Annotated in this window: 3 protein-coding genes; 2 read left to right on the top strand and 1 reads right to left on the bottom strand. The window is 62.3% G+C overall.

Annotated features, from left to right (window positions below; genetic code table 11):
- The first annotated feature begins 224 nt into the window (after positions 1-224).
- On the top strand, positions 225-13,223 hold the full coding sequence (locus BSF44_RS25345; RefSeq protein ID WP_095945841.1) for a non-ribosomal peptide synthetase: 12,999 nt from the start codon (positions 225-227) through the stop codon (positions 13,221-13,223).
- A 185-nt stretch (positions 13,224-13,408) separates the two neighbouring features.
- Positions 13,409-14,233 (top strand): alpha/beta fold hydrolase, encoded by an 825-nt coding sequence (locus BSF44_RS25340; RefSeq protein WP_095945840.1) that lies wholly within the window; start codon positions 13,409-13,411, stop codon positions 14,231-14,233.
- A 94-nt stretch (positions 14,234-14,327) separates the two neighbouring features.
- On the opposite strand, the gene BSF44_RS25335 is transcribed toward BSF44_RS25340, so the two are convergent.
- Positions 14,328-15,275, bottom strand: coding sequence for a hypothetical protein (locus BSF44_RS25335; RefSeq protein ID WP_095945839.1), 948 nt, complete (start codon positions 15,273-15,275; stop codon positions 14,328-14,330).
- Positions 15,276-15,393: the final 118 nt, after the last annotated feature.

Here is a 15,393-nt window from a genome sequence, read left to right as displayed (position 1 = left end):
GACTCACTTCACACCTCTTTGTGTTCCAGCCTGGCGACTAATTATCTCCAGACGTCATCCGTTCTCATTGGTGAATGCAACAGCGCAATCCTCATACCCCCTGTAGGAGCGAGCTTGCTCGCGATGGGCTCACCGGCGCCGCGTTTATCCAATGGCAACGCGTCATCGTTAACGTCCATCGCGAGCAAGCTCGCTCCTACAGCCGAAATCAGGCAGGAAACCTCATGACCGACGCGTTCGAACTCCCCAGCACAATGGTCCAAGCCCTTCAGCGCCGCGCGGCCCTGACGCCGGATCGGGTGGCCCTGCGCTTTCTCGCCGAGACCCCGGACCAGGCTGTGGTGCTCAGCTATCGCGAACTTGACCTGCGGGCGCGGACGATTGCCGGCGCGTTGCAGGCGCAGGCGGATGTCGGCGACCGCGCGGTGTTGCTGTTCCCCAGCGGCCCGGATTACGTCGCGGCATTCTTCGGTTGCCTGTACGCGGGCGTGATCGCGGTGCCGGCCTATCCGCCGGAGTCGGCACGTCGTCATCACCAGGAACGCCTGCTGTCGATCATCGGCGATGCCCAGCCGCGCTTGCTGCTGACCGGTGCCGGGTTACGCGATGGATTGCAGCAGATCGAAGGGGCGCCGCCGCTGCTGTGTGTCGATACCCTCGACGGTGCGCTGGCCGAACGCTGGGTCGCGGTGGACTTGCAGGACGATCACATCGCCTTCCTGCAATACACCTCCGGTTCCACCGCGCTGCCCAAAGGTGTGCAAGTCAGCCACGGCAATCTGGTGGCCAACGAGTTGCTGATTCGCCACGGTTTCGGCATTGACCTGAACCCCGACGACGTCATCGTCAGCTGGCTGCCGCTGTACCACGACATGGGCCTGATCGGCGGCCTGTTGCAGCCGATTTTCAGCGGCGTGCCTTGCGTGTTGATGTCCCCGGCGTACTTCCTCGGCCGGCCGTTGCGCTGGCTGGAGGCGATCAGTGAATACGGCGGCACCATCAGCGGCGGGCCGGATTTCGCCTATCGCTTGTGCAGTGAGCGAGTCAGCGAGTCGGCCCTGGAGCGGCTCGACCTGAGTGGCTGGCGCGTGGCGTATTCCGGTTCCGAGCCGATTCGCCTCGACACCCTGGAGCGCTTCGCCGGGAAGTTCGCGACCTGCGGCTTCACCGCGGACAGTTTCATGGCCTCCTACGGTCTGGCCGAAGCCACCTTGTTCGTGGCCGGCACAGCGCGCGGCCAAGGCATCGGCAACCTGCGGGTAGACGGTCAGGCCCTGGCGCAGAACCGTGTCGAAGCGGGCGAGGGCAGCCCGATCATGAGTTGCGGTATCAGCCAACCGGCGCACGCGGTACTGATCATCGACCCGGTCTTGCTCAGCGAACAGGCCGACAACGTTGTCGGCGAAGTCTGGGCCAGCGGGCCGAGCATCGCCTCAGGCTACTGGCGCAACCCCGAGGCGTCGGCCAAGACCTTTGTCCGGCACGCCGGGCAGACCTGGCTGCGCACCGGGGACCTGGGTTTCCTGCGCAACGGCGAGCTGTTCATCACCGGGCGCCTGAAGGACATGCTGATCGTGCGCGGACACAACCTGTACCCGCAGGACATCGAGCAGACCGTCGAGCGCGAAGTGGAAGTGGTGCGCAAAGGCCGGGTTGCCGCCTTCGCCGTCACGGTTGACGGTCAGGAAGGCATCGGCATCGCTGCCGAAATCAGCCGTAGCGTGCAGAAAATCCTGCCGCCCGAATCCTTGATAAAAGCCATTCGCCAAGCTGTTGCCGAGGCGTATCAGCAAGCACCGAGCGTGGTGGTGTTGCTCAATCCGGGCGCGCTGCCCAAGACCTCCAGCGGTAAATTGCAGCGCTCGGCGTGTCGCAATCGTCTGGCTGACGGCAGTCTCGACAGCTACGCGATGTTCCCGTCGGCCGCCACCGAAAGTGCAGGCCAGATCGAGTCGGGCTCCGAGCTGCAAAGCCTGATCGGCCAGATCTGGTGTGAGCAGTTGCAGGTGGGGCAGGTGGGTGCCGACGATCATTTCTTCCTGCTCGGCGGCAACTCCATCGCGGCGACGCAAGTGGTGGCGCGCCTGCGTGAGGAGCTCGGTCTGGAGTTGAACCTGCGCCTGCTGTTTGAAGCCCCGACCCTCGGTGCATTCGCCGATGTCGTGGCCTGCCAGCAACAGGACGGTGGCCTGGCCCAGGGCGCGATCACGGCGTTGTCGCGCCAGCAACCGATGCCGCAATCCCTGGCACAAAACCGTCTGTGGATCACCTGGCAACTCGACCCGCACAGCAGCGCCTACAACATTCCCGGCGGCTTGCGCCTGCGCGGCGAACTGGATGAGGAGGCATTGCGCGCCAGTTTCCAGCAGTTGATCGAGCGTCACGAATCCCTGCGCACGCGATTCTTCGAGCGTGACGGCGTGGCGCTGCAACAGGTCGTTGCGGCTGCCGGGGTCAACCTGCAATTGATCGACATCAGCGACCTGCCGGCCGCCGAGCGTGAGGTCCGGGCGCGGCAGATCCGCGAGGACGAAGCGCGGACCCAATTCGATCTGGAGAAAGGCCCGCTGCTGTGGGTGACGCTGGTTCGCCTCGACGACGAAGACCATCAGTTGCTGGTGACGATGCACCACATCATCGCTGACGGCTGGTCGCTGAATGTGCTGATCGACGAGTTCTCTCGGTTGTACGCAGCGGCGACCCAAGGCCAGCAAGCGCTGCTGGCGCCATTGCCGACGCAGTACGCAGACTATGGCAGCTGGCAACGGCAATGGCTGGCGCAAGGGGAAGGCGAGCGGCAACTGGCCTATTGGAAGGATTACTTGAGTGATGAGCATCCGCCCCTGAGCCTGACCACCGATCATCCACGTTCTGCCCAACAACTGCACAGCGCCGCTCGCCACACCGTGCGTCTGGGCACAGCCCTGAGCGATGCGATTCGGCAGACCGCGCGGGCCCATGAATCGACTTCATTCATGCTGTTGCTGACTGTGTTCCAGACCTTGTTGCATCGCTATAGCGGCCAACGAGATATCCGCATCGGCGTGCCCAATGCGAACCGTCCGCGTCTGGAAACCCAGGGCCTGATCGGTTTCTTCATCAATACCCAGGTGCTGCGTGCCGAGGTGGACTCACGCCTGCCATTCGTTGAGTTGCTGGCGCAGACCCGGCAAGCCGCATTGGGTGCGCAAGCCCATCAGGACCTGCCATTCGAGCAACTGCTGGAAGCCTTCCCGCAGGCCCGCGAGCAGGGCCTGTTCCAGGTCATGTTCAACCATCAGCAACGGGACCTCAGCGCCTTGAAGCGCCTGCCGGGGCTGTTGGCCGAAGAGCTGCCGTGGCATAGCCGCGAAGCCAAGTTCGACTTGCAATTGCACAGCGAAGAAGACCGCAACGGTCGCCTGACCGTGTCCTTCGACTACGCCAGCGAATTGTTCGAGGCCGCGACCATCGAGCGCCTGGCCGAGCATTTCAGCAACCTGCTGCGCGCTGTCTGCGAGCAACCGGACACCACCATTGGTGACCTGCCACTGTTGACGGCCGCCGAACACCTTCAGCAATCAGACTGGGCCACCGTACCCTGCGCAGCGGCCAGCCAATGGCTACCGGAATGGCTCAACGAGCAGGCACGCCAGACCCCGCAGCGCACCGCGATGATGTGGGACGGCGGCCAGATGGACTTCGCCGAGCTGCACACCCGGGCCAACCGTCTGGCGCATTATCTGCGCGACAAAGGCGTCGGCCCGGACGTCTGCGTGGCCATCGCCTGCGAGCGTTCGCCGCAACTGCTGATCGGCCTGCTGGCGATCATCAAGGCCGGTGGCGCCTACGTACCGCTGGATCCGGATTACCCCGCCGAGCGCCTGGCCTACATGCTCAGCGACAGCGGTGTTGAATTGCTGCTGACGCAAACCCGATTGCTTGAGCGCCTGCCAGCGACTGACGGCGTCAGCGTGATCGCCATGGATGCCCTGCATCTGGAGAATTGGCCGAGCCATGCGCCAGGGCTGCATCTGCACGGCGACAACCTCGCCTATGTGATTTACACCTCCGGTTCCACCGGCCAGCCCAAAGGCGTCGGCAACACCCACGCCGCGCTGGCCGAGCGTCTGCAATGGATGCAGGACACTTACCGCCTGAACGAAACCGATGTGCTGATGCAAAAGGCGCCGATCAGTTTCGACGTGTCGGTGTGGGAGTGCTTCTGGCCGCTGATCACTGGCGCGCGTTTGCTGATCGCCGGCCCCGGTGAACACCGCGATCCGCACCGCATCGCGCAGCTGGTGCAAGCCTACGGCGTGACCACGTTGCACTTCGTGCCGCCGCTGCTTTCGTTGTTCATCGAAGAACCGCTCAGCGCTGAATGCACCAGCCTGCGCCGGCTGTTCTCCGGGGGCGAAGCCTTGCCGGCGGAGCTGCGCAACCGGGTGCTGATGCAACTGCCGACAGTGCAATTACACAACCGCTACGGCCCGACCGAAACCGCGATCAACGTCACCCACTGGCATTGCTCCAGCGCCGATGGCGAACGCTCGCCGATTGGCCGTCCACTGGGCAACGTGATCTGCCGCGTGCTCGACAGCGATTTGAATCCCGTGCCGGCCGGCGTGCCGGGTGAGCTGTGCATCAGCGGCGTTGGTTTAGCTCGTGGTTACCTCGGTCGCCCCGCGTTGACCGCCGAACGCTTCGTGGTCGATCCGTCGGGCGAGCCGGGCGCACGCCTGTATCGCACCGGCGACCGGGCACGCTGGACGGCCAACGGCGTGATCGAATACCTCGGTCGTCTCGATCAGCAGGTCAAGTTGCGCGGGTTCCGCGTTGAACCGGAGGAAATCCAGGCGCGGCTGTTGGCCCAGGACGGCGTTGCGCAAGCCGTGGTGCTGGTGCGCGACACCGTGGCCGGGACGCAGTTGATCGGTTACTACACCGCAGCGAGCAATGCCGGGGACGAAGCCGAGCAAACCGCGCGCCTGAAAAGCGCATTGGCCGCCGAACTACCGGAATACATGATGCCGGCGCAACTGATGCGCCTGGAACAAATGCCCCTCGGCCCGAGCGGCAAACTCGACCGCCGCGCCTTGCCGGAACCGCTGTGGCAGGTTCGCGAGCACGTCGAGCCAGGGACTGAACTGGAGCAAACCATCGCCGGTATCTGGCGCGGAGTGCTGGGTTTGGCGCAAGTCGGTTTGCGCGATGATTTCTTTGCCCTCGGCGGCCACTCGCTGCTGGCCACGCAAATCATCTCCCGCACCCGCCAGGCCTGCGACGTCGAGTTGCCGCTGCGGGCGCTGTTCGAACACAGCGAGCTTGGTGCGTTTGCCGAACAGGTTCGCCTGATCCAGGCCAGCGGCAGCACCAATAAACAGCCGCCCATTGAAAAAGTCGACCGCAGCCAGCCGGTGCCGTTGTCCTATTCCCAGCAGCGCATGTGGTTCCTCTGGCAGATGGAGCCCGACAGCCCGGCCTACAACGTCGGCGGCATGGCGCGGCTGCGCGGCGTGCTCGACGTGGCGCGTTTCGAAGCCGCGCTGCAAGCCCTGATCCTGCGTCACGAAACCCTGCGCACCACGTTCCCGAGCATCGACGGTGTCGCCCGCCAGCAAGTACACGCGCAAACTGGCGTGCGCATGGCGTGGAAGGATTTCACCGCGCTGGATGCCGAAGTCCGAGAATGGCAGGTCCAGCAACTGGCCGACGACGAAGCGCACCAGCCGTTCGATCTGGAAACCGGACCTTTGCTGCACGCCTGCCTGGTCAAGACCGCCGAACAGGAACACTACTTCGTTCTGACCCTGCACCACATCGTCACCGAAGGTTGGGCGATGGACATTTTTGCCCGGGAACTCAGCGCGCTGTACGAGGCGTTCGTCGATGATCGTGAGTCACCGCTGGCGCCGTTGCCGGTGCAGTACCTGGATTACAGCGTGTGGCAGCGTCAGTGGCTGGAGTCCGGCGAGCGTCAGTGCCAGCTCGATTACTGGACCGCGCAACTGGGCCGCGAACACCCATTGCTGGAGTTGCCGGCCGACCGTCCGCGCCCGCCGGTGCAAAGCCATCAGGGTGAGTTGTATCGTTTTGACCTGAGCGATGAGCTCGCGGCAAAGGTCCGCGCCTTCAACGCGCAAAACGGCCTGACCCTGTTCATGACCATGACTGCCACCCTGGCGACGCTGCTGTACCGCTACAGCGGCCAGACCGATCTGCGCATCGGCGCGCCGGTGGCCAACCGCATTCGTCCGGAAAGCGAAGGGCTGATTGGCGCGTTCCTCAACACCCAAGTGCTGCGCTGCCGGCTCGACGGGCAGATGTCCGTGGGCGAGTTGTTCGAGCAGGTGCGCCACACGGTGATCGAAGGCCAGTCCCATCAGGACCTGCCGTTCGATCATCTGGTGGAAGCCTTGCAACCACCGCGTAGCGCGGCCTACAACCCGTTGTTCCAGGTGATGTGCAACGTGCAGCGCTGGGAGTTCCAGCAAAGCCGCAGCCTGGCCGGCATGACGGTCGAGTACCTGGCCAACGATGCCCGCGCGACCAAGTTCGATCTCAACCTGGAAGTCACCGACCTCGACCATCGCCTGGGTTGCTGCCTGACCTACAGCACCGATCTGTTCGACGAGCCGCGCATCGCGCGTATGGCCGGGCATTGGCGCAACCTGCTGGAGGCGCTGATTGCCGATCCGCAGCAGCGCTTGAGCGAGCTGCCACTGCTGGCGTGTGACGAACAACAACATCTGCTCGACAGCCTCGGCGTCGCGCCGGGCGAACACCGGCTGGATCAGTGCATCCATCACCTGTTCGCCGAGCAAGCCTTGACGCGCAAAGACGCTCCGGCCCTGACCTTCGCCGGGCAGACTTTGAGCTACGCCGAACTCGACAGCCGCGCCAACCGCCTGGCCTGGATGCTGCGCGAGCGTGGCGTCGGGCCGCAGGTGCGCGTGGGCCTGGCACTGCAGCGCTCGCTGGAGATGGTCGTCGGCCTGCTGGCGATCCTCAAGGCCGGCGGCGCCTATGTGCCGCTGGATCCGGAGTACCCGCTGGACCGCTTGCATTACATGATCGAAGACAGCGGCATTGGATTGCTGCTCAGTGATGCAGCGATGTTCAAAGCCCTGGGTGAAGTGCCGCCGACAGTGGGTCGCTGGTGCCTGGAAGAAGACGCGGAAAAACTGATCGATTACCCGGCCACCGAGCTGCCGCTGATCAGCCTGCCGCAGCATCAGGCCTACCTGATCTATACCTCGGGCTCGACCGGCAAACCGAAAGGCGTGGTGGTGTCCCACGGCGAAATCGCCATGCACTGCCGCGCGGTGATCGAGCGTTTTGGCATGCGCCCGGACGATTGCGAACTGCACTTCTATTCGATCAACTTCGACGCCGCCACCGAGCGATTGCTGGTGCCGTTGCTCAGCGGTGCGCAAGTGGTGCTGCGGGCTCAAGGGCAGTGGGACGCAGAAGAAATCTGTGGCCTGATCCGTCGTCATCACATCAACGTCCTCGGTTTCACGCCAAGCTACGGCGGCCAGTTGGCGCAATGGCTGGCAACGCAAAATGAAACCCTGCCGGTGCGCATGATCATCACCGGCGGCGAAGCGCTGACCGGTGATCACCTGGCGCGCATTCGCGCAGCCTTCCAGCCGAGCCGGTTCTTCAACGCCTACGGCCCGACCGAAACCGTGGTCATGCCGCTGGCCGGTCTTGCCCCTGAAGTACTGGAAGAGGGTGCCGGCAGCGTACCGATCGGCAGCGTGATCGGCGACCGCGTGGCCTACATTCTCGACGCCGACCTGGCGTTGGTGCCGCAAGGCGCGACGGGCGAGTTGTACGTCGGTGGTGCGGGCCTGGCCCAGGGGTATCACCAGCGTCCGGGCATGACCGCGGAGCGCTTTGTCGCCGATCCGTTTGCCGCCAGCGGCGGGCGTATCTACCGTACCGGCGACCTGGTGCGCCAGCGCGCCGACGGCCTGGTGGAATACCTCGGACGCATCGATCATCAAGTGAAGATCCGCGGCTTCCGCATCGAGCTCGGTGAAATCGAAACCCGTCTGCTGGAGCACGAATCGATTCGCGAAGCGGTGGTGCTGGCGCTCGATGCCCCGAGCGGCAAGCAACTGGTCGGCTATCTGGTGACTGACGTCGCCGGACAGAATGAAGCGCAGCAATCGGCCTTGCGCGAAGCTCTCAAGGCGCATCTGAAATCGCAACTGCCAGACTACATGGTGCCCACGCACCTGATCCTGCTGGCCAGCATGCCGCTGACCACCAACGGCAAGCTCGATCGTCGCGCACTGCCTGCACCGGACCCGGAGCTGAACCGTCAACACTACGTGGCGCCGAGCAACGAGCTTGAAATCACGCTGGCGCAGATCTGGTGCGAAGTGCTGAACGTCGGACAGGTCGGCCTCAACGACAACTTCTTCGAACTGGGCGGTGACTCGATCCTATCGATCCAGGTGGTCAGCCGGGCGCGACAGCAGGGCATTCACTTCAGCCCTCGCGATCTGTTCCAGCACCAGACCGTGCAGACCCTTGCCGCCGTGGCCAGCCGCAGCGAGCAGGTCAGCGCCGAGCAGGGCTTGATCATGGGGGAGACGCGACTGACGCCGATCCAGCACTGGTTCTTCGACACCGACATCCCGCACCGCCAGCACTGGAACCAGGCGTTGTTGCTGCAACCGACTGTCGCCCTGGAACCTCATCGCCTGGAGCAAGCGCTGCTGGCTGTGATCGAACAGCACGATGCCTTGCGCCTGCGGTTCAACAAGGTCGCCGGCCAATGGCAGGCCACACACCAGGGGATTTCCGACACGCCGGTGTTGTGGCAGGTGCGCGTTTCGTCCATGGACAAATGCACGGCCTTGTTCGCCGATGCCCAGCGCAGCCTCGACCTGGAACAAGGGCCGTTGCTGCGCGTGTTGCTGGTCGATGGTCCCGAGGGCCAGCAACGGCTGTTCATCGCGATTCACCATTTGGTGGTCGATGGCGTTTCATGGCGCGTGCTGCTGGACGATCTGCAAACCGTGTATCGCCAACTGGACGCGCGGCAGTCGGTGAAACTGCCGGCGAAAACCAGCGCCTTCAAGGACTGGGCTGCACGTTTGCAGGCCTACGCCGGCAGTGAATCCCTGCGTGAGGAACTGGATGGGTGGCAGGCGCAACTGGCCGGACCCACTGCTGATTTGCCCTGCGATCACCCCGAAGGCGGGCGGCAGAACCGGCATGCACAAACCGTCAGCGTGCGCCTCGACAGCGAGCGTACCCGGCAGTTGCTGCAACAGGCACCGAGTGCCTATCGCACCCAGGTCAACGACTTGCTGCTGACCGCATTGGCCCGCGTGCTGTGCCGCTGGAGCGGTCAGCCATCGGCGCTGATTCAACTGGAAGGCCACGGTCGCGAAGCGCTGTTCGACGAGATCGACCTGACCCGCACCGTCGGCTGGTTCACCAGCGCCTATCCCCTGCGCCTGACCCCGTCGAACGTTGAAGAAGCCGCCGGGCAGGGTGCGTCGATCAAGGCGATCAAGGAGCAACTGCGTGCCGTGCCGCACAAAGGCCTGGGTTATGGCGTGCTGCGCTACCTCGCCGATGACCAGAGTCGCCAGCGCATGGCCGGGTTGCCGGTGGCGCCGATCACCTTCAACTACCTCGGCCAGTTTGACCAGAGTTTCGGGGCGGACGCGCTGTTCCATCCACTGGATGAAGCCATCGGCGCGGCCCACGATGCCAATGCCCCGCTGCCCAACGAGTTGAGCGTCGACGGTCAGGTATATGGCGGTGAACTGGTGCTGCGCTGGACGTTCAGCGCCGAACGCTTCGATCCGCAAACCATCGACGAGTTGGCGGACGCTTACCTCGGTGAACTGCAAAGTCTTATCGAACATTGCCTGCGCGATGACGCGGGTGGCCTGACGCCGTCGGACTTCCCCCTGGCGAATCTCAGCCAGACACAACTGGATTCGCTGCCGGTCCCGGCCGGCGCCATCGAAGACGTCTACCCGCTAACCCCGATGCAGGAAGGCATGCTCTTGCACACCTTGCTGGAGCCGGGTACCGGCCTGTACTACATGCAGGACCGCTACCGCATCAACAGCGAACTCGACCCGCAGCGTTTCGCCCAGGCCTGGCAAGCGGTGATCGCCCGCCACGAAGCGTTGCGCGCGTCGTTCTGCTGGAACGTCGGCGAAGACATGCTGCAAGTGATCCACAAACCGGGTAGCACGCCGATCGAATACCTCGACTGGCGCGATCTCGCCGAAGCCGACCAAGAACCGAAGCTGCAACTCTTGCTCAAGTCCGAGCGCGAAGCCGGGTTCGATCTGCTCAACCAGGCACCCTTCCAGTTGCGTTTGATCCGTGTGGGGGAGGCGCGCTACTGGTTCATGATGAGCAACCACCACATCCTCATCGACGCCTGGTGCCGTTCGCTGCTGATGAATGATTTCTTCGAGATCTACAGCGCCCTCGGCGAAGGCCGGGAAGCGCAGTTGGAGGTGCCGCCACGTTATCGCGACTACATCGGCTGGTTGCAGCATCAGAGCCTGGCCGAAGCGCGGCAGTGGTGGAAAACCAACCTGCAGGGTTTCGAACGGACCACACCGATCCCGAGCGACCGGCCATTGCTGCGCGAACATGCCGGCGACAGCGGCGGCATGATCGTCGGCGACCGCTATACAAGGCTCGATGCCCGTGACGGCGCGCAACTGCGCGAACTGGCCCAGGCCCATCAGCTGACCATCAATACCTTCGCCCAGGCGGCATGGGCGCTGGTGTTGCGGCGCTTGAGCGGTGATCGTGACGTGCTGTTCGGCGTCACCGTGGCCGGGCGTCCGGTGGACATGCCGCAGATGCAGCGCACCGTCGGCCTGTTCATCAACAGCATAGCGCTGCGGGTGAATATGCCCGAGGACGGCCAGCGTTGCAGCGTGCGCCAGTGGCTCGGCGGTCTGCTCGACCACAACATGCAGCTGCGTGAATACGAATACCTGCCGCTGGTGAACATCCAGGAGCAAAGCGAACTGCCCAAGGGCCAGCCGCTGTTCGACAGCCTGTTCGTGTTCGAAAACGCCCCTGTGGAAGTCTCGGTGCTGGACCGTGCGCAGAGCCTCAACGCGACCTCGGATTCGGGCCGGACCCACACCAATTTCCCGCTCACGGCGGTGTGCTATCCGGGGGATGACCTGGGCTTGCACCTGTCCTACGACCAGCGCTACTTCGATGAGGCCACGGTCGAGCGCATGCTCGGTGAGTTCAAGCGTTTGCTGCTGGCGTTGGTGGAGGGTTTCCATGGCGACATGGTCGATCTGCCGCTGCTGGGGGCCGAGGAGCGAGACTTCCTCATCCATGGCTGCAACCAGAGCGAACACCAGTATCCGTTGGAGCAGAGTTACGTTGCATTGTTTGAAACCCAAGTCGCCCGACACCCGCAGCGGATTGCCGCCAGTTGTCTGGACCGGCAATACAGTTATCTGGAACTGAACCAGCGCAGCAACCGCCTCGGTCATGCGTTGATCGCCGCCGGTGTCGGTCGTGATCAACCGGTAGCCTTGTTGGCCGAACGCAGCCTCGATTTGCTGGGCATGATCATCGGCAACTTCAAGGCGGGGGCGGGTTACTTGCCGCTGGACCCGGGTTTGCCGAGTCAGCGTCTGAGCCGGATCATCGATCTGAGCCGCACGCCATTGCTGGTGTGCACGCAAGCCTGTCGTGAGCAGGCGCAGGCCTTGCTTGAGGAGTTCGGCAGCACCAGCCGGCCACGGCTGCTGGTCTGGGAGGACGTCCAGGCCCTTGCGCTGTCGGCGGACAATCCTGGTGTCTACAGTGCTCCGGACAACCTCGCCTATGTGATCTACACCTCCGGCTCCACCGGTTTGCCCAAAGGCGTGATGGTCGAACAGCGTGGCATGCTCAACAACCAGTTGAGCAAGGTGCCGTACCTGAACCTGAGCGACGCCGACGTGATCGCCCAAACCGCTTCGCAAAGCTTCGATATTTCGGTCTGGCAGTTCCTCGCCGCGCCGTTGTTCGGCGCACGGGTGGACATTGTGCCGAACACCATCGCCCACGATCCGCAAGGCTTGCTGGCCCATGTGCAGAGCCAGGGCATCAGCGTGCTGGAAAGCGTGCCGTCGCTGATCCAGGGCATGCTCGCCCAGGAACGCATGAGCCTCGACGGCTTGCGCTGGATGCTGCCGACGGGTGAGGCGATGCCACCGGAACTGGCGCATCAATGGTTGCTGCGCTATCCGCAGATCGGGCTGGTGAATGCCTACGGTCCAGCGGAGTGCTCGGATGATGTGGCGTTCTTCCGTGTTGATATGGCGTCGACTCGCGGCAGCTACCTGCCGATCGGTACGCCGACCGACAACAACAAGTTGTACCTGCTCGACGGAGCGCTGGAACCGGTGCCGCTCGGCGCGGTGGGGGAGTTGTGCGTGGCGGGGACCGGGGTCGGTCGCGGCTATGTCAGCGAACCGCTGCGCACGGCACCGGTGTTTGTGCCGAACCCGTTCGGTGCACCGGGTGAGCGCCTGTATCGCACCGGCGACCTGGCCCGTCGTCGCAGTGACGGCGTACTGGAGTACGTCGGTCGCATCGACCATCAGGTGAAGATCCGCGGTTATCGCATCGAATTGGGCGAAATCGAGGCTCGCCTGCATGAACAACCGCAAGTCCGCGATGCGGCGGTCGGTGTACAGGAGGGGGCGAACGGCAAGCACCTGGTCGGCTATCTGGTGGCGGTCGATTCAGTGCTCAATCCGGCTGAACGCCTGGAGCGCATCAAGCAACGCCTGCGTGCCGAACTGCCGGAATACATGGTGCCGCTGCACTGGCTGTGGCTGGACAAGCTGCCGCTCAACGCCAATGGCAAATTGGACCGCAAGGCCCTGCCGGCACTGGAGATCGGCCAACTGCAACGTCAGGATTACCAGGCGCCACGCAATGAGCTGGAGCAGACCCTGGCAGACATTTGGGCCGAGGTATTGAAGGTCGAGCAGGTGGGCGTTCGCGACAACTTCTTCGAGTTGGGCGGGCATTCGCTGCTGGCCACGCAAATCGCCTCGCGGGTGCAGAAAGCCCTGCAACGGGATGTGCCGTTGCGGGCGATGTTCGAGTGCAGCACGGTGGAAGAGTTGGCCCGGTACATCGACGGGTTGGCGGTGAGCGAACTCACCGAGGAGAAGGTGGATCGCTTGAATGACCTGATGGCGGAGCTGGAGGGGCTTTGATCCTTTAGCGTCAGTACCGGCCCCATCGCGGGCAAGTTAGGTGGTGTACTCATGGTCGGTGAACACCTCGAACCCTGTGGGGCTTGCCCGCGATGGCGATAGTACAAACGCATACATTCTGGCGATTGACGGCTGTCCGTCAGCCGCTCAGTCTTCCTCCTCCATTTTTCTAGCGGAGACACTCGATGCCCTTCGTAACCCTGGACGGACAAGCCCTTCACTACATCGATCAAGGCACCGGCCCGGCGGTGCTGCTGGCCGGTAGCTATCTGTGGGACCAGGCCATGTGGGCGCCGCAGATTGCCGCGCTGTCGCAACAGTATCGTGTGATCGCCCTGGACCTGTGGGGGCACGGTCAATCCGGGCCGTTGCCTGTCGGTACGACATCGCTGGATGACCTGGCGCGTCAGGCATTGGCCTTGCTCGACCACCTGGACATCGAAAGGGTCACGCTGGTCGGTTTGTCGGTCGGTGGCATGTGGGGCGTGCGCCTGGCGCTGTCGGCAGCGCACCGGATCAATGGCCTGGTGTTGATGGACACCTACGTCGGCGCCGAACCGGAACCGACTCGCCAGTATTACTTTTCACTGTTGAAGCAGATCGAAGAGGCGGGTGTCATCACGCCAGCGCTGCTGGATGTCGTGGTGCCGATTTTCTTCCGGCCGGGCATTGATCCGCAGTCGGCGCTCTACCGGGATTTTCGCGCTTCTCTGGAGGCTCTACCCGCGGATCGCCTGCGTGAAAGCATCGTGCCGATGGGGCGGATTACGTTTGGGCGGGATGATCTGTTGCCACGACTGGGCGAACTGGACGCAGCGACCACACTGGTGATGTGCGGCGATCAGGACAAACCTCGACCACCGGGTGAAGCCCGTGAAATGGCTGAGCTGATTGGCTGCCCCTGGGTACTGGTGCCGCAGGCGGGGCATATTTCCAATCTGGAGAATCCTGGGTTTGTGACTGAAACCTTGCTGGCGTTTTTGACGGAGCAAAACTCGCGAAACGCTTGAATGCAAAATCATCAACAGCCTCGCTTTTACACTGATTCTGCGGTTTGCAGGGTTGTTGTAAAAGCGGGCCGATTTGGGCTGATATACCTGATACTCAAGATCTCGCTGTCCAACACCATTGGGTGTCACTCACGTCGATACCCAATGCGCTTAACTTTTCTGCTACGTATCTCAGGCAAGATCCTCCATCAGGCTTATAGTGGCCGGACGCATCGTTGATGTGAACGATCACATTTTTAATGGGGGTGGAATTTGTCTTCGACTCAACTTTGAATTCGCCCGCGCAAATCACGGGGCGACCGCTGCCAAGTTGACTGTGTCGTATGTAATTCTGAGTATCTGCGTGTTTCCAGCGCCGATAAATTATTGATCCTTCCGGTGTATACACCCAAGTATAACTATCATTGTCTGCATTGGGGTGCAGGATCTCGGTTTCTCGTGTTTTCAAAAGCTCGCCAATCAGTTTCCCGTCTATCATTCCGATTAGTTGGCCCACACCTTCAATTTTCGACGGATCGTAAGTGCGCCAGGATTTCAGATCGGCGATGTAGGGCAGCCATCTGACCGGATAGGTCTGGGCATTCAGATCGATAGGACGTTTATCAGTGTTTGACCATGCAGACCATTCGATCTGTCCGGCCCAGACCTGATGCAGGTGTGTTGAGTGATTCCCGAGCCATTGGTGGATTTTTCTGAAGGATGAATTACTGAAAATGCCATTTGCGGTCAGCGTCACGCTTCCTAGTTCCCAATCATCATTGTCCAGCGGATGATCTGTCGGAATTTGATAAATTCCCACATGGTTTATTTCGCTGATGTGTATGCTTGGTTTTCCAAATAATCTCAAAATATCAACTTCGATGGTGGTGTTGGATCCGGCTCTCGGGGCCTGTTTCAGCAGTTGCATGTTGGTTGTGTGGCCCATGCTTATATAAATGCTGTCGTCGGTGCCGGCCCAGTAATCGTTGTCGATGGCTATCGATACGGTGAGTTCGGTAACCATCGCGCTTGGTTCAAAGTTTCTGGTGAATTCGCTGACCATTTTATTCGTCCTTGAGTTATGTCAAAGGTCTATCCATTGCCAAGATAAGACTATCTGATAGCTCTAAAGGTCAGCCAAGTGTTATTGTATTGCCTTTTGTTAGTCCAAGATGGATGTC

The sequence above is a fragment of the Pseudomonas sp. ACN8 genome (assembly GCF_002303925.1).
GTDB lineage: Bacteria > Pseudomonadota > Gammaproteobacteria > Pseudomonadales > Pseudomonadaceae > Aquipseudomonas.
The sequence above is the reverse complement of the archived record's forward strand: the minus strand, read 5'-3'. Positions and strand labels throughout refer to the sequence as shown.

Bases quoted from the DNA above. Each gene is read 5' to 3' on its own strand.
- BSF44_RS25340 (WP_095945840.1), top strand. From the start codon at position 13,409: ATGCCCTTCGTAACCCTGGACGGACAAGCCCTTCACTACATCGATCAA.
- BSF44_RS25345 (WP_095945841.1), top strand. From the start codon at position 225: ATGACCGACGCGTTCGAACTCCCCAGCACAATGGTCCAAGCCCTTCAG.
- BSF44_RS25335 (WP_095945839.1), bottom strand. From the start codon at position 15,275: ATGGTCAGCGAATTCACCAGAAACTTTGAACCAAGCGCGATGGTTACC.